A 14578-nucleotide genomic window follows, 5' to 3' on the forward strand; every position below is an offset into this window, starting at 1 on the left:
CGGGTCTTCAGTTCATTGAACACCTTCAGCCAGAACTTCGCACCTTCGGTCTGCTCGATCCACAGGCCGAGCACGTCGCGCTGGCCGTCGGCCTGGATACCCAGCGCCAGGTACACCGCCTTATTGCTCACCACACCGTCGCCACGGATTTTCACGCGCAGCGCGTCGAAGAACACCACCGGATACATCGCTTCGAGCGGGCGGTTCTGCCAGGCGATCGTCTCGGCCATCACCTCGTCGGTAACTGAACTGATGAAGTCGGGCGAGACCTCGGTGCCATAGCTTTCGGCCAGAAACGCCTGGATCTCGCGCACGCTCATGCCACGTGCGTACATGGCAATGATGCGTTCGTCGAAGCCCGTGAAACGGCGCTCGTGTTTAGGAATCAGGATCGGCTCGAAGCTGCCTTCACGGTCGCGCGGCAGATCGACCCGCACCGGGCCACGCTCGGTGATGAGTGTCTTGCCGCTGGCGCCGTTGCGTTCATTGGTCTGCTCAGCAGGCTTGGGCTGGCCGGGCCGGTAGCCCAGATGCATGTTCATTTCGGCGCCCATCGCGCGCTCGATGAGCGCCTTGTTGAACGCCAGCATCAGGTCCTGAACCTCGGCGGGCGTCATCGGACCCTTCACCAGTTCATCCAGCAGCGCTTCAGGCAGTTCAGGCAGAGGCCCGCGGGCCGCTGCCTGAGACGCGACGGTGCGTTTCCTTTTCATCGGCATATCCATGACCTTGATCCCTCATGATATGCCCCGCCCACGAAATTACGGATAGGTCCTTTTCTCGCGGGCAACTCTTAGGGCGCGCGGTCGGAATGTCTATTTGTGCGTGACCCTTCAAACTGCCCTTTTTTGCTGCCTCGTCTACTCTTTCAACGTGGCCCCGGCCGCCCCCCCGCGCGGATAATGCAGGAATCCATACAAACCGATCACGCGTCATCCGATGCAAACACCGCGCCGATCGAAAAACAGTGGACCAACCTCGAGCGGCTCGCAGCTGAAGCACCGCGACGGCGCGCGTAGCGCCGCCGGAAGAATGAGCGCCTTGTCACTGACGCGGAGTGCGCGAGAACACGGATTCCAGATGCTCCACTACCGCGACTGTGCGGAGGACCCGCTTAAGAATTAGCGGTGTGAGCCGCTTTCTCTTGCTTACTTCTCTTTGCGGCCGGCAAAGAGAAGTAAGTGCCGCCCCGCACAGGGGCAACGCTAATAGACCACTAACAAAGCAAGGAAAGGCCAACACCCGCGAGAACACAACCAACCCGCCACGCCGGCAAAAAACCTAACCCCAATCACCGCACCGCCGACTTCCCCCCATCCGCCACCGGCGCTTCATCCTCGGCCGCTGCGTCACGGGTTTCAGGCATGGCCGCCCACACCAGCAAAACAGCCAACGCGCCAGCCGCAGCCAACCCAAAAAAGCTGACAGCATTGCCAAAACGATCGGCGATGAAACCCGCAGCGGTGGTACTCAACGTAGCCCCAATCCCGGCCGCCAGCCCAAACAACCCGATACAGAGGTTATAACGCCCCTTACCGCCAGCCACATCGGCGGCAATCAACGGCAGCATCACGCCGAACACCGCGGCACTCAACCCGTCGAGCATCTGCACCGGCACCAGCAAATAAGGGCTGCTGATCCCGGCAAACAACAACGCCCGTATCGGCAGCGCCGAAAACCCGAGCAGCAGAATCGGCCGACGCCCCCATCGCTCGGCCGAACGTCCGACCCACGGCGACATCATCGCCACGATCGCCTGCGGCACGATGATGCACGCCGCGATCACGAGCTGCACGTTGTCGCCCATGCCGGCCGTCACTTCGCCGGCCGCGAGATTCAGCATCGCCGCATTCGACAAATGAAACAGCACGATGCACGCGGCGAACAACAGCATCCGCTTGTCGCGCAGCAATTCGCGCAGACTCTCGCGGCGCTCGATCTGCTGCGGCGTCGGTCCGGCCTTGGGAAGCTCGACGGTGTCGGTGCGCTGGATCATCGTCAGCGCGAACAGCGCGGGCACGGCGAGCGCGGCGGTCAGCCAGAACACCGCGCGCGGCGAATAGTATTCGCCGAACACGCCCATCAGCCCGGCCGCGACCGCGCTGCCGATCGACGCCCAGCGCGCGTTGCGCCCCAGCCGGTCGCCGAGATTCGCCCGTCCCACCAGCGCGAACGAGATCGCGGCGAGCGCCGGCGTCAGCATGCAACTCGCGAAGCCGTGAAAGACTTCGGCGGCGATCACCGGCAGCACCGTCGGACTGACGGCGAGCAGCACCGCGCTCAGGATGATCGCGAAGATCGCCCAGGCCGCGGCGCCTTTCTTGTTGCGTAAGGCATCGACAGCGGCGCCGCCGGGCACCTGGCTCACCATCGCGCTGATGGTGCCCACGGAGAGCGCCATGCCGATCTCGCCCTGCGTCCATTTATGCGAGGCGAGATAGGAGGCGATGAACGGTCCAAATCCCGTTTGCACGTTGGCGACGAAAAAATTCAGCCAATCGAGCGCGCGCAAGCTGCGCGCCGTTACCAGAGTGCGGCCTGTCATCGGGCCGCCCGTGCGTTCGACACCGCCGTGGACGTAGCCGCGGCGGCCGGCGCCGCAGCAGCGGCGGGCACGGAAGCAGGAGCGGGCGCCGGTGGTGGCGCCGGCGACACCGCGCGTATCGGTTTGTCGCTCGCGTAAGGCGGTGTCGCGTTGATCTGCGCATCGCTCAGATCGATGAGCGGATGCAATTCCTTGTCCTTCGTGACGAAACGCAGCGCCGACCAGTTGGCGGCAATCGTGCGCCGTTCGGTGCTGACCATGCCGTTGACGTCGAGCACGACCGCCTGCGGTTGCGCGTTGGCGTCGATCAGCACGTCGATCACGCGGCCGACCTTGGCGCCGTTCGAGCGCTCGACAGTGGCGTCGATCAGCGGCAATTGCACGGCAACCGCGGCCGCCTTGGCCGCGTTCGCCGGAACCGCGGCGGCATTGAGCGTAATGGGAGCGGTTTTCGCCGTTGGCGTGAAGCGGAACGCGTTCCACGGGAAGGTCACCTTGCGGTCGCCGACGCCCAGGAAGCCTTGCAGGTTCACGACCATCTCGCGCGGCTTGCCGCCGGCGTCCGCGATCAGATCGACCGCGCGCCCGACCACCTTGCCATCGGGCTTTCGCACTTCGCTATCGAGCAGCGCGTGCGCCTCATTGCGCTCGATGGTGCGCAGCACGATCAGCGGCGGGGGCGGCGGCGGAGGCGGCGGAGGCGTCGTGACGACAGGCGGCGGGGGCTCGACTTTGTGCGGCTTGACGACCGGCTTCTTCGGCCTTTTCGATTGCTCGGGTTCGGCTGCTTCGGTCTCGACAGGTTCGGGCGCGGAGGCGGCCACGGGCGCGCTGGCGGGCTCGACGGGCATTACCGTGGCTTCGACGATCGGCGCCTGCTGCGGGCCCCACAGCAGGCTGCAACCGGACAGCGCGAACAGCGCGAACACAGCGAGAAGCAAGAGGCGCCAGGCAGGACGCGAAAAACCGCCGCTCATCAAGAAAGACTCCATGGGCCGGTGCGGTCGGGCGCAGTGGGCCGCCGCAGTTAGACAGGTACGGGCCAGAGTGTAACCCGCGGCGTCGGGCGGCCCCGGTTTGCAGGCGATCTGACAGGTTGCCCCCAAGCACGGTTTGTGCCGCGGCTGGCCGATTGACCGGCTCGTCGAACTCCGTTTTCTGGCGTGAAAACCCTCAAAAGCCTTTCAGATCTATGTGACCCACCGTAGGTGTAAACGCGCGGGCCGCGAAGCTGCTTTGGCGTCCCCTAAAGGATATAAGCACCGCGACATGTCAGGCATGCCATCCATGCGATGGGAGATATATTTGTGTTGCCCTACATTTCGAGACAGCAGAAAGACTCACCCACATTAAACCAACGCAACGAGACGACCCTGATGGCGGCCGCACCGCGACCGCTTCAGCACGCTGATAAAGGAGGCACTCATCATGATGGAACCCCACGCCCAACCGATTTCTGACGTCGGCGCCGAATCATTCGACGGAAAGGGCTTTCTCGACCGCTACTTTGAAATCTCTTCACGCGGCAGTTCGCAGCGCCAGGAAAGCGTCGCGGGTATCACGACCTTCCTCGCGATGGTCTATTCCGTGTTCGTCGTGCCGGGCATGTTCGGCAAAGCGGGCTTCGACACCAGCGCGGTGTTCGTTGCCGTGTGTCTGACCACGGCGTTCGGCTCGCTGCTGATGGGCGTGTGGGCGCGCCTGCCGATCGCGATCGGCTGCGCGATTTCGCTGACCGCGTTCACCGCGTTCGGCCTCGTACTCGGCAAGGGTCTGCATCCGAACGTCGCGCTCGGCGCGGTGTTTCTGATGGGCGTGGTCTTCACCGCGATTTCGGTGACGGGTGTGCGTTCGTGGATTCTGCGCAATCTGCCGACGGGCATCGCGCACGGCACGGGGATCGGCATCGGCCTGTTCCTGTTGCTGATCGCCGCCAACGACGTGGGCCTCGTGGTGAAGAATCCGGGCGCGGGTTTGCCGGTTGCGCTCGGCAATATCACGGCGCTGCCGGCCATCATGTCGGTGGCCGGTCTCGCGGCCATCTTCGGTCTGGTGCGCCGCCGCGTGCCGGGCTCGATCCTGATCGTGATCGTGGCGATTTCGGCGATCGCCTTCATGATCGATCCGGCCATGTCGTTTCACGGCGTGTTCGCGGTGCCGTCGCTGAGCGCGCCGGGTCACGCTTCGCTGATCGGTGCGATGGACATCAAGGGCGCGTTGTCGATGGCGGTGCTGCCTAGCGTGCTGGCCCTGGTGATGACCGCGGTGTTCGACGCCACCGGCACGATCCGCGCCGTTGCGGGACAAGCGGGGCAACTCGATGAAAACGGCCGCATCATCAACGGTGGCCGCGCCTTGACGGCCGACTCGCTGAGCTCGATTTTCTCGGGCCTGCTCGGCGGCGCGCCGGCTGCGGCGTATATCGAATCGACGGTCGGCGTGGCGGCAGGCGCGAAGACCGGCATGGCCGCGGCGGTGGTCGGTCTGCTGTTCCTCGTGGTGATGTTCTTCTCGCCGCTCGCCGCCCTCGTGCCTTCGTATGCAACGGCGCCCGCGCTGATGTACGTGGGTCTGCTGATGCTTTCGAACGTCAGCAAGCTGCGTATGGACGACATGGTCGACTCCATGTCGGGCCTGATGTGCGCGGTGTTCATCGTGCTGACCGCCAACATCGTGACGGGCATCATGCTCGGCTTCGCGACGCTGGTGATCGGCCGCGTGGTCAGCGGCGAATATCGCAAGCTGAACGTGGGCACGGTTGTCATCGCGATCGTGCTGGTCGGTTTCTATCTCGGCGGCTGGGCGATCTGATCGTTATGTCGTGAACTCGGGCGCTGCCTGGGTCTCGCCGGGTTGCAGGATCGGACTGTTGAATCTGTGCTGGAAAGCGAGAGCAGGGCGGTGCGTTTCTGGCTGCTTTGCTTGAGCCCGTAGTCGTTCGTTCTCCACCTTTGACGCGGCGCGTTGCAGGCTTGATCTGCGGCTCGTCGCGTATCTTTTTGCCGTGCTCCCCACGTTACTTTTCGCGTGCTTTACGAAACGCGCACCTGTCCTTGACTTTAGTTGCTTCGTTTCTATACTTAACCTCATGGTTAAGTTTAACGAAGCGCTCCTGGATCGCACCTTTGCCGCGCTGTCCGATCCGACACGGCGTGCGTTGCTCGCGCGTCTGTCGTCGAAAGATCTGTCGGTCAGCGAACTCGCCGAGCCGTTTGCGATGTCCTTACCCGCTGTGATGAAACACCTCGACGTGTTGAGCGAGGCGGGTCTGATCACGCGCAGCAAAACCGGCCGCACAGTGGCGTGCCGCCTGTCCGCCGGTCCCATGGAAGAAGCCATGGAATGGCTCGGCCGCTATCAACGCTTCTGGTCCGAATCACTCGATCGTCTTGCCGCTTTCGTCGAAGAGGAACAAGCTCCATGTCCACCCAGCCCAGCCTCACCCTCCAGCGGCGGCTCAACGCCGCGCCCGCCAAAGTCTTCCGCGCCTGGACGGAACCGGCGCAATTCATGACGTGGATGCATCCGGGCGGAGCGGACGTGGTGCGCGTGGAAATGGATGTGCGCGTCGACGGACGTTACGTGATCGTCTATCGCAAGCCGGACGGTAACGAGGTCGAGGTCGGCGGTGTGTATCTGGAGGTAGTGCCCGACCGCAAACTCGTTTTCACATGGGTGTGGCGCTACAACCCGGAGCATGAATCGCAGGTCACGCTGCTGCTGGAACCGGACGGCGACGCCACATGGCTCACGCTCACGCACGAACGTCTCGCCGACGACGCGCAGTGCGACGATCATCGCCGCGGCTGGGCCGATGGGATCGATTCGCTGGAACGCTACGTGGCGTGAGTTCGTTTGTTGTCGTTAGTCTGCTCGATGCAGGAAAGGAGACGCATATGGAACCGCAACACCGCACGGGTTCAAGAGAGGAATGGCTGAGCGCCAGCAAGGCATTGTTAGCCGAAGAGAAAGCGCACATGCGCGCGGGCGACGAACTCGCGCGCAAACGCCGCGCGCTGCCTTGGGTCAAGGTCGACAAGACGTATACGTTCGATACGCCGCAGGGCCGGAAGACGCTGGCCGATCTGTTCGATGGACGCAGCCAGTTGATCGTTTATCACTTCATGTTTGGCGCGGACTGGGAAGAGGGCTGCGTCGGCTGCTCGTTCCTGTCGGATCACATGACGGGGATCGTCACGCATCTGGAGCATCACGATGTATCGTACGTGACGGTGTCGCATGCGCCGCTCGCGAAGATCGAGGGCTTCAAAAAGCGCATGGGCTGGACCTTCCCGTGGGTGTCATCGGCGGGCAGCGATTTCAATTTCGACTATCACGTGTCGTTCACGCCCGAACAGTTGGAGAGCAAGAACGCGTTCTACAACTTCACCGAGCAGGACGTCGGCATCGACGAGCAACACGGCCATAGCGTGTTCTACAAAGACGGGAAGGGCGACGTATATCACACGTATTCCGTCTATGGCCGCGGCGACGAGCGCTTCATCAACACCTATGCGCATCTGGACGTCACGCCGAAGGGCCGGAATGAAGATCACAGTCTGACCGATTGGGTCAGACATCACGACCGCTATGAAGAGAAGTCGCAAGGCGGCTGCGCCGCATGTGGTTCTTGATGGGGTGCAACGCCAGCCTCGATCTGCGCGGTTAGAGGGGGACGTCATGCACCTTGACGTCCCGCTTCGTAAAACAGCGCGAACATTTGTCGCGGCTTGATGGAACGGCTGGCGCCCAGTTTCAAAGCGACATGTCAAAGGCGGGCCGGAGAAACAGTTCGATCGCCATCACGACGAGTCCCATCGCGGCCGCTGACAACGTCAGCGTGCCGTATTCGTCGTAGCGTGCGTCGTAGAGACACGCGACGACGAAGAGAATCGCCAGCAGATTAGTTAGCCAATCGAAATTCAGTGCCAAAGTCATCGATCAAATCCGGGCTCATGTGCGGCTCGGATTGTCGAATCGCACCATCAGGTGAGCGCGATTCTATCGAGTCGAGCTTACGGATTCGCAACGACAACGCTTACACTAATTACGCCTTGGGCATCATGTCGTGTTCGATCCAGTCGATCACCGACGTGCGCTTCGGTTCCCATCCAAGCAGCTTGCGGGCGCGTTCACCGCGCACGCGGCTGTTCGAGCCGAGGCCGTACGAGGCCATCTCGTAGCCCCATTCTTTTTGCGCGTCTTCGAGCGGCCAGTCTTGCGGCTCGCCGAGCTTCATCGCGCGCGCAATCGCAGCGCTCATGTCGTGGAACGAGGCCTCGCCGCTTTCGACGAAGTAGAAGGTGCCAGCCGGCGTTTTATCCAACGCGAGGCGATACAGTTCGGCGACGTCGTCGATATACACGTTCGACCAGATGTTGCCGCCGCTGCCCACATGACGCACCACGCCGCTCTTCTGCGCCTGACGCACGAGGCGCGGTAGTTGCACGCTCGCGCTGCCCGGCACTGCGCCGTGGCCGTAGATCAGCGTGTTGCACAACACGGCCGAGCGGATATTCAGCTTGGCCGAATTGAGCACAAGCAGGTCGATCGCGACGCGCGCCACTTTGTCCGGAGTCGGCTCGGGCAGCGCGTCTTCGTGATAGATGCGCGCCTGACCCGCTTCGCCGCCCGACGCATCGCCGACGATGCTCGAACCGCTCGTATGCAGAAACGTTTTACCGGAGCCGGCGAGTCCGTCGATCAGCGCCTTCACCGCGCCTTCGTGATCGCTGCTCGCGGCGTTGATGACGGCGTCGGCGGCTTGCGCTTCGGCGATCAGCAACGCGCGGTCGTCGAGCGTGCCGATCACGGGTTCGATGCCGAGGCGTTGCAGCTCGGCGCTATGTTCGGGGTTGCGGATCAAACCGCGCACGGAGTGGCCGGCGCGCGCCAGATGCGCTGCAATCGAACCACCGATAAAACCGCTTGCACCTGTGATGAAAACCTTCAAGACGTTCTCCTTGATGAGAAACACGATGACATGCACGCAGTATCCGCCGACTTGATTCTCGCAAAAACCGTGTTAGTCTCAAATCAATCTTGATTTCAAGTCAACAATGAAAACTTCGACGGACGAGTTGCTGGTGTTCGTCACGGTGATCGACAGCGGCTCGATCACCGCGGCAGCGGAGAAATTGAATCAAACCGTCTCCGGCGTGAGCCGCGCGCTCACGCGCCTCGAAAAGAAACTCGACACCGCGCTGGTGCGGCGCACGACCCGCCGTCTGCAACTCACCGAGGAGGGCGAGACCTTCCTGCAGCGCGCGCGAGCGATTCTGGACGCGATGGAAGAGGCCGAGGAGTCCGTCACGCGCGGACGCGCGCGGCCCTCGGGGCGCCTGCGTGTCGATGCCGCGTCGCCCTTCATGCTGCATTGCGTGGCGCCGCACATGACGGCGTTTTCGGCGCTGTATCCGGAGATCAGACTGGAGTTGACCAGCAATGAACGGATCGTGGACTTGCTGGAGCAGAAGGTGGATATCGCGATCCGCATCGGCGAATTGCAGGATTCGACCTTGCATGCGCGCGCCCTCGGCACCAGCAAGCTGCGCGTGCTCGCGAGTCCGGCGTATCTGGCCGAATACGGCGAGCCGAAATCGGTGGAAGCGCTGCGCGAACATCGGCTGATCGGCTTTACGGCGCCGGAGCATCTGAATCGCTGGCCGTTGCGGGAGGGGCGCAAGAGCGGTGCCGATTCGCTGAAGATCGAGCCGGCGATCACCGCCTCGAGCGGCGAGACATTGCGGCAACTGGCGCTATCCGGCTGGGGCATCGCCTGTCTCGCCGATTTCATGAGCGCGGCCGACGTGCGCGAAAAACGTCTCGTGCCGATTCTCGGCAACGTGCTGGCGGACGAGCGGCAACGGGTGAGCGCGGTGTATTACCAGAGCGCGTCGTTGGCGGGACGCGTGCAGTGCTTTCTGGATTTCATCGCGGCGCGCGTGAAGCTTTAGCGATGCTGTTCCATCACTAGTTCAATCAGCGAAAGCCTGCGGCTCGCCTGAGCGCGCGGGCTTTTTGCGTCGTCTTGAGTCGTCTCTTCTATAACGCTTTTATTGGTCCCGAAACGCGCCGTTTCCGGGCGAGATCTTTTTGTCCGCCTCGCGCCTGCCATTTTGAACGTGTATATACAAGAGGAGGCTCAGGGGCGCTGGGAAGGTCATCCGCCATGCGCAGCCGCCGGAAATTACGGCAGGGGCAAGATCCGCGCCAAGCTTGCGTTTCGCCCTAATGGAAACCCCTAGGCCAAATCCTCAAAAAACAAGTTGTATATACAAGCCGACGCCGCTAGACTTCTCTCAAATTGTATAGACAGGACGACAACCATGATGACTCTGAAGCCCGGCTACCTGACCCTCCCGCAACTGCGCCAGATCGCTCGCGAACATGTCGCGTTGCAGCTCGATCCCGCCAGCCACGCCGCGATCGACGCGTGCGCGAAAGCCGTGGCCGATATCGCTGCGAAGGGCGAGCCGGCCTACGGCATCAACACGGGCTTCGGGCGCCTCGCCAGCACGCACATCCCGCACGATCAACTCGAACTGCTGCAGCGTAATCTGGTGCTCTCGCATGCGGTCGGCGTGGGCGAGCCGATGTCGCGTCCGGTTGTGCGTCTGCTGATCGCGCTGAAGCTCTCGAGCCTCGGCCGCGGTCACTCCGGCATCCGTCGCGAAGTGATGGAAGCGCTGATCACGCTGTACAACGCCGACGTGCTGCCGGTCATCCCGGTGAAGGGTTCGGTCGGCGCATCGGGCGACCTCGCGCCGCTCGCGCATATGTCGGCCGCCCTGCTCGGCGTCGGCGAAGTATTCGCGAAGGGCGAGCGCATGCCGGCCACCGAAGGCCTCGCGCTCGTCGGCCTCAAGCCGCTCACGCTGCAAGCCAAGGAAGGTCTGGCGCTGCTGAACGGCACGCAAGCTTCGACCGCGCTCGCGCTCTACAACATGTTTGCGATCGAAGACCTGTACCGCACCGCGCTGGTGTCGGGCGCGTTGTCGGTGGACGCGGCCATGGGCTCGGTCAAGCCGTTCGACGCACGCATTCACGAACTGCGCGGCCATCAAGGCCAGATCGATGCGGCCGGAGCCTACCGCTCGCTGCTGCAAGGCTCGGGCATCAACGTTTCGCACGCCGATTGCGACAAGGTGCAGGATCCGTACAGCCTGCGCTGCCAGCCGCAAGTGATGGGCGCGTGTCTGGATCAGATGCGCCACGCCGCCAACGTGCTTCTGCTCGAAGCGAACGCCGTCTCCGACAATCCGCTGATTTTCCCGGACACCGGCGAAGTGCTGTCGGGCGGTAACTTCCACGCAGAGCCGGTCGCGTTCGCCGCCGACAACCTCGCGCTCGCCGCCGCCGAAATCGGCGCGCTGGCCGAACGCCGCATCGCGCTGCTGATCGACGCGACGCTGTCGGGCCTGCCGCCGTTCCTCGTGCGCGATGGCGGTGTGAATTCGGGCTTCATGATCGCTCACGTCACGGCCGCCGCGCTCGCTTCGGAGAACAAGACGCTCGCGCATCCGGCATCGGTCGACTCGCTGCCTACGTCGGCGAACCAGGAAGACCACGTGTCGATGGCGACGTTCGCTGCGCGCAAGCTCGGCGACATTGCTGAAAACACCGCGAACATTCTGTCGATCGAACTGCTCGCCGCCGCGCAAGGCGTCGATCTGCGCGCGCCGCACAAGACCAGCCCGAGCCTGCAGAAAGTGATGGACGCAGTGCGCCAGGACGTCGCGCATTACGAACTCGATCACTACTTCGCACCGGACATCGCGGCGGTCACGCGTCTCGTGCAGGACGGCACGATCGCGAAGCTGAGCCCACTCTCCTTCGCGTCCGAACAGTAAGCAGCCAGCGAGGCACAGCAAGCCAATGAACGCGCCGGCCTATCAGGGCATCAAGGACTTCATCCTCGCGCGCATTCATGCGGGTGAATGGGGTGAAGGCGACCAGGTGCCCTCCGAGAACGAGCTCGCGCGCGAATTCAATGTGGCGCGCATGACGGTCAACCGCGCGTTGCGCGAGCTGACCTCGGAGCAGGTGCTTACGCGTGTGCAAGGTTCGGGCACTTTCGTGGCCCGTCCCAAGTACGAATCGACGCTGGTGGCGATCCGCAGCATCTCCGACGAAATCGTCGCGCGCGGTCATCGCTATCAGGCCAACGTGCTGCACATCGGCGCGAGTATCGCCGACGAAGCGCTCGCCGAGGAGATGCAGGTGAGCGCGGGCAGTCCGGTGTTTCATTCGCGCGTGTTGCATTTCGAAAACGACGAGCCGGTGCAACTCGAAGAGCGCTGGGTCAATCCCGCGGTCGCTCCCGAGTACGCGTTGCAGGACTTCACGAACACCACGCCGAATCAGTATCTCGTGCGCGTCGCGCCGTTGCAGCGGGTCGAGTACCGCATCGAGGCATTGGCCGCCGATGGCGACACGCGCGAGTTGCTGACCATGGACGAACTCGAACCGTGCCTCGTGCTGCATCGGCGCACGTGGTCGCAAAGCCAGGTCGCTTCGATCGCGAATCTCTGGCACCCCGGCAGCCGTTATCGCTTCACCGGACATTTCTGACATCGTCGTTTTTGCCGTACCTGAATCTTTTTCGACCATCTTCAAGCATTCCGAGGGCCACCATGAACAACCCGAAACACATCGACCCGCGTCTCGATCCCACCCGCACGATCCGCGCACCGCGCGGCGCGGAGAAGACCTGCAAGACCTGGATTGCGGAAGCCGCGTACCGGATGATCCAGAACAATCTGGACCCGGAAGTCGCCGAGCATCCGCATGCGCTGGTCGTGTACGGCGGTATTGGCCGTGCCGCGCGCAACTGGGATTGCTTCGATCAGATTCTCAAGTCGCTGAAGGATCTCGAAGAAAACGAAACGCTGCTGATTCAGTCGGGCAAGCCGGTCGGCGTGTTCCGCACGCATGCCGACGCGCCGCGCGTGCTGCTGGCGAATTCGAATCTGGTGCCGCATTGGGCGACGTGGGAACACTTCCACGAACTCGATCGCAAGGGCCTGATGATGTACGGCCAGATGACGGCGGGCAGCTGGATCTATATCGGCAGCCAGGGGATCGTGCAGGGCACCTACGAGACGTTCTTCTCGGTGGCGAACCAGCATTTCAACGGCGATCCGTCGGGCCGCTGGATTCTGACGGGCGGCCTGGGCGGCATGGGCGGCGCGCAACCGCTGGCGGCGACCATGGCCGGCTTCTCGATGATCGCGGTGGAATGCGACGAGACGCGTATCGACTTCCGTCTGAAGACGCGTTACGTGGACAAGAAAGCAGCGACCCTCGACGAGGCGCTCGCCATGCTCGAGGAAGCGAAGAAAGCAGGCAAGCCGGTGTCGATCGGCCTGCTCGGCAACGCAGCGGATGTGTTCGCTGAATGCGTGACCCGTGGCATCACGCCGGATTGCGTGACGGACCAGACCAGCGCGCACGATCCGATTCACGGTTATCTGCCGCAAGGCTGGAATGTCGAAGACTGGCGCGAGCGTCAGAAAACCGTGCCGGACAGCATCGTATTGCCGGCCAAGCAGTCGATGGCCAAGCAGGTGCAAGCCATGTTGACGCTGCAGGAGCGCGGCGCCGCCACGCTCGACTACGGCAACAACATCCGTCAGATGGCGCTGGAAATGGGCGTGGAAAACGCTTTCGATTTCCCGGGCTTCGTGCCGGCATATATCCGGCCGCTCTTCTGCGAAGGCAAGGGCCCGTTCCGCTGGGTCGCGCTGTCGGGCGATCCGGAAGACATCTACAAGACCGATGCGAAGGTCAAGGAACTGATCCCCGACGATCCGCATCTGCACAACTGGCTCGACATGGCGCGCGAACGCATCGCGTTCCAAGGCTTGCCGGCGCGGATCTGCTGGGTCGGCGTGAAGGACCGCTATCGTCTGGGCCAGGCGTTCAATGAAATGGTGAAGAACGGCGAACTGAAGGCGCCGATCGTGATCGGCCGCGATCACCTCGACACCGGTTCGGTGGCGAGCCCGAATCGCGAAACCGAATCGATGAAGGACGGCTCGGACGCGGTGAGCGACTGGCCGTTGCTCAACGCACTGCTGAATACGGCAGGCGGCGCTTCGTGGGTGTCGCTGCATCACGGCGGCGGTGTGGGCATGGGCTTCAGTCAGCACTCGGGCGTCGTGATCGTCGCGGACGGCACGGATGCAGCGAAGGAGCGCCTCGGCCGCGTGCTGTTCAACGATCCGGCGACGGGAGTGATGCGTCACGCGGATGCGGGCTATGAACTCGCGCAGGAAACGGCGCGCGAGGCAGGGCTGAATCTGCCGATGCTGGGCCGTTGAGCGTGGTGTTTCAAAGCATGCCTGTCGGCAACGGCGCAAGCCTCACGCTGATTCGCGGCGCCGACCTCGTGGCGGCGCCGTGGAAGAACGGCGGCGGCGTCACGCGCGAAGTGGCGGCGTTTCCCGCAGGCGCGGGGCTCGATGCCTTCGTGTGGCGGGTGAGCGTGGCCGATGTGGCGCAAGCCGGGCCGTTCTCGCGCTTTGCCGGCATCGATCGCACGCTTGTGCTGTTGTCCGGCGCGGGCATGTTGCTCGATGAAGCGGGCGGCGCGCAGGGCATGCAAGGTGTGAAAACGCACGCGTTGACGCAGACGCTCGAGATGGCTCGCTTCGCCGGCGAGGCGCAAATCGACGCGCGTCTGGTCGACGGCGCGACTCGCGACTTCAACCTGATGGTGCGGCGTGACGCGGCGCAGGGTGAGGTAGAAGTGTGGCGCGGCGCAACGCAACGCACGCTTTCCGCCGACGCGGTCCTGCTGTATTGCGCGGAAGGTTCAGTCTCGGTCACAGCGGGCGACGCTCAACCGCTGCCGCTCGCAACTGGCGACACGCTGCGCATCGACACGCCGAGCGCGCTGTCATGCGCGGTTGAAGGCAAGGGCGCATTGCTCACAATCAGCATCCGCTACACGCAACGATGACGACGATTCGCGTGCGTGCTCGCCGCCGCTTATGTCATGGCAGCCGCGGCTCGCGCACGCGAACCACC

General features: G+C 63.3%; 14 protein-coding genes. 9 read left to right on the top strand and 5 right to left on the bottom strand.

Annotated features, from left to right (window positions below):
• From B0G73_RS36680 to B0G73_RS36690, 3 genes are all read right to left on the bottom strand, one after another.
• Positions 1–719, bottom strand: a 719-nt coding sequence (locus tag B0G73_RS36680) for an IS256 family transposase (protein ID WP_258194146.1), incomplete at its 3' end; no start/stop codon positions are given.
• Between the two features lie 572 nt (positions 720–1291).
• The gene (locus B0G73_RS36685) at positions 1292–2545 is read right to left on the bottom strand and encodes an MFS transporter (RefSeq protein WP_106285947.1); all 1254 of its coding nucleotides are present in this window, start codon (positions 2543–2545) and stop codon (positions 1292–1294) included.
• A complete protein-coding gene (locus B0G73_RS36690; protein ID WP_106285948.1) occupies positions 2542–3522 on the bottom strand; it encodes a PRC-barrel domain-containing protein in 981 nt (326 codons plus the stop codon). The genes B0G73_RS36685 and B0G73_RS36690 overlap by 4 nt, the downstream gene beginning before the upstream one ends.
• A 451-nt stretch (positions 3523–3973) precedes the next feature.
• Here B0G73_RS36690 and B0G73_RS36695 point away from each other — a divergent pair, with 451 nt between their 5' ends.
• The 4 genes from B0G73_RS36695 to B0G73_RS36710 all read left to right on the top strand — a co-directional run bounded on the left by B0G73_RS36695 (position 3974) and on the right by B0G73_RS36710 (position 7179).
• Positions 3974–5356: an NCS2 family permease gene (locus tag B0G73_RS36695; protein ID WP_106285949.1), complete on the top strand. Its 1383-nt coding sequence runs from the start codon at positions 3974–3976 to the stop codon at positions 5354–5356.
• Positions 5357–5633: 277 nt separating this feature from the next.
• Positions 5634–6059: a helix-turn-helix transcriptional regulator gene (locus B0G73_RS36700; RefSeq protein WP_106285950.1), complete on the top strand. Its 426-nt coding sequence runs from the start codon at positions 5634–5636 to the stop codon at positions 6057–6059.
• A complete protein-coding gene (locus B0G73_RS36705) occupies positions 6056–6394 on the top strand; it encodes an SRPBCC domain-containing protein (protein ID WP_258194143.1) in 339 nt (112 codons plus the stop codon). Before B0G73_RS36700 ends, B0G73_RS36705 begins: the two co-directional genes overlap by 4 nt.
• Before the next feature lie 47 nt (positions 6395–6441).
• A complete protein-coding gene (locus B0G73_RS36710; RefSeq protein WP_106285952.1) occupies positions 6442–7179 on the top strand; it encodes a thioredoxin family protein in 738 nt (245 codons plus the stop codon).
• Positions 7180–7300: 121 nt separating this feature from the next.
• Here B0G73_RS36710 and B0G73_RS36715 read toward each other — a convergent pair whose 3' ends face one another.
• Entirely contained in the window at positions 7301–7483 is a 183-nt protein-coding gene (locus B0G73_RS36715; RefSeq protein ID WP_012432554.1) for a hypothetical protein, read from the bottom strand.
• A 109-nt stretch (positions 7484–7592) separates the two neighbouring features.
• Entirely contained in the window at positions 7593–8498 is a 906-nt protein-coding gene (locus tag B0G73_RS36720; protein WP_106285988.1) for an NAD-dependent epimerase/dehydratase family protein, read from the bottom strand.
• Positions 8499–8604: 106 nt separating this feature from the next.
• On the opposite strand from B0G73_RS36720, the gene B0G73_RS36725 reads away from it, so the two are divergent.
• The 5 genes from B0G73_RS36725 (at position 8605) to B0G73_RS36745 (ending at position 14510) form a co-directional block, all read left to right on the top strand.
• Positions 8605–9501: a LysR family transcriptional regulator gene (locus B0G73_RS36725; RefSeq protein WP_106285953.1), complete on the top strand. Its 897-nt coding sequence runs from the start codon at positions 8605–8607 to the stop codon at positions 9499–9501.
• Between the two features lie 372 nt (positions 9502–9873).
• On the top strand, positions 9874–11397 hold the full coding sequence (gene hutH, locus B0G73_RS36730) for a histidine ammonia-lyase (protein WP_106285954.1): 1524 nt from the start codon (positions 9874–9876) through the stop codon (positions 11395–11397).
• Between the two features lie 25 nt (positions 11398–11422).
• Positions 11423–12118, top strand: a complete 696-nt coding sequence (gene hutC / locus B0G73_RS36735) for a histidine utilization repressor (protein WP_012432558.1) — start codon at positions 11423–11425, stop codon at positions 12116–12118.
• Positions 12119–12180: 62 nt separating this feature from the next.
• Positions 12181–13869, top strand: a complete 1689-nt coding sequence (gene hutU, locus B0G73_RS36740; RefSeq protein WP_012432559.1) for a urocanate hydratase — start codon at positions 12181–12183, stop codon at positions 13867–13869.
• A 17-nt stretch (positions 13870–13886) separates the two neighbouring features.
• A complete protein-coding gene (locus tag B0G73_RS36745) occupies positions 13887–14510 on the top strand; it encodes a HutD family protein (RefSeq protein WP_106285989.1) in 624 nt (207 codons plus the stop codon).
• Positions 14511–14578: the final 68 nt, after the last annotated feature.

This window comes from Paraburkholderia sp. BL25I1N1, from assembly GCF_003002025.1.
Classification (GTDB): domain Bacteria; phylum Pseudomonadota; class Gammaproteobacteria; order Burkholderiales; family Burkholderiaceae; genus Paraburkholderia.

Bases quoted from the DNA above. Each gene is read 5' to 3' on its own strand.
- B0G73_RS36705 (WP_258194143.1), top strand. From the start codon at position 6,056: ATGACGTGGATGCATCCGGGCGGAGCGGACGTGGTGCGCGTGGAAATG.
- B0G73_RS36715 (WP_012432554.1), bottom strand. From the start codon at position 7,483: ATGACTTTGGCACTGAATTTCGATTGGCTAACTAATCTGCTGGCGATT.
- B0G73_RS36745 (WP_106285989.1), top strand. From the start codon at position 13,887: ATGCCTGTCGGCAACGGCGCAAGCCTCACGCTGATTCGCGGCGCCGAC.
- hutH (WP_106285954.1), top strand. From the start codon at position 9,874: ATGATGACTCTGAAGCCCGGCTACCTGACCCTCCCGCAACTGCGCCAG.
- hutC (WP_012432558.1), top strand. From the start codon at position 11,423: ATGAACGCGCCGGCCTATCAGGGCATCAAGGACTTCATCCTCGCGCGC.
- hutU (WP_012432559.1), top strand. From the start codon at position 12,181: ATGAACAACCCGAAACACATCGACCCGCGTCTCGATCCCACCCGCACG.
- B0G73_RS36690 (WP_106285948.1), bottom strand. From the start codon at position 3,522: ATGAGCGGCGGTTTTTCGCGTCCTGCCTGGCGCCTCTTGCTTCTCGCT.
- B0G73_RS36700 (WP_106285950.1), top strand. From the start codon at position 5,634: ATGGTTAAGTTTAACGAAGCGCTCCTGGATCGCACCTTTGCCGCGCTG.
- B0G73_RS36695 (WP_106285949.1), top strand. From the start codon at position 3,974: ATGATGGAACCCCACGCCCAACCGATTTCTGACGTCGGCGCCGAATCA.
- B0G73_RS36685 (WP_106285947.1), bottom strand. From the start codon at position 2,545: ATGACAGGCCGCACTCTGGTAACGGCGCGCAGCTTGCGCGCGCTCGAT.
- B0G73_RS36710 (WP_106285952.1), top strand. From the start codon at position 6,442: ATGGAACCGCAACACCGCACGGGTTCAAGAGAGGAATGGCTGAGCGCC.
- B0G73_RS36725 (WP_106285953.1), top strand. From the start codon at position 8,605: ATGAAAACTTCGACGGACGAGTTGCTGGTGTTCGTCACGGTGATCGAC.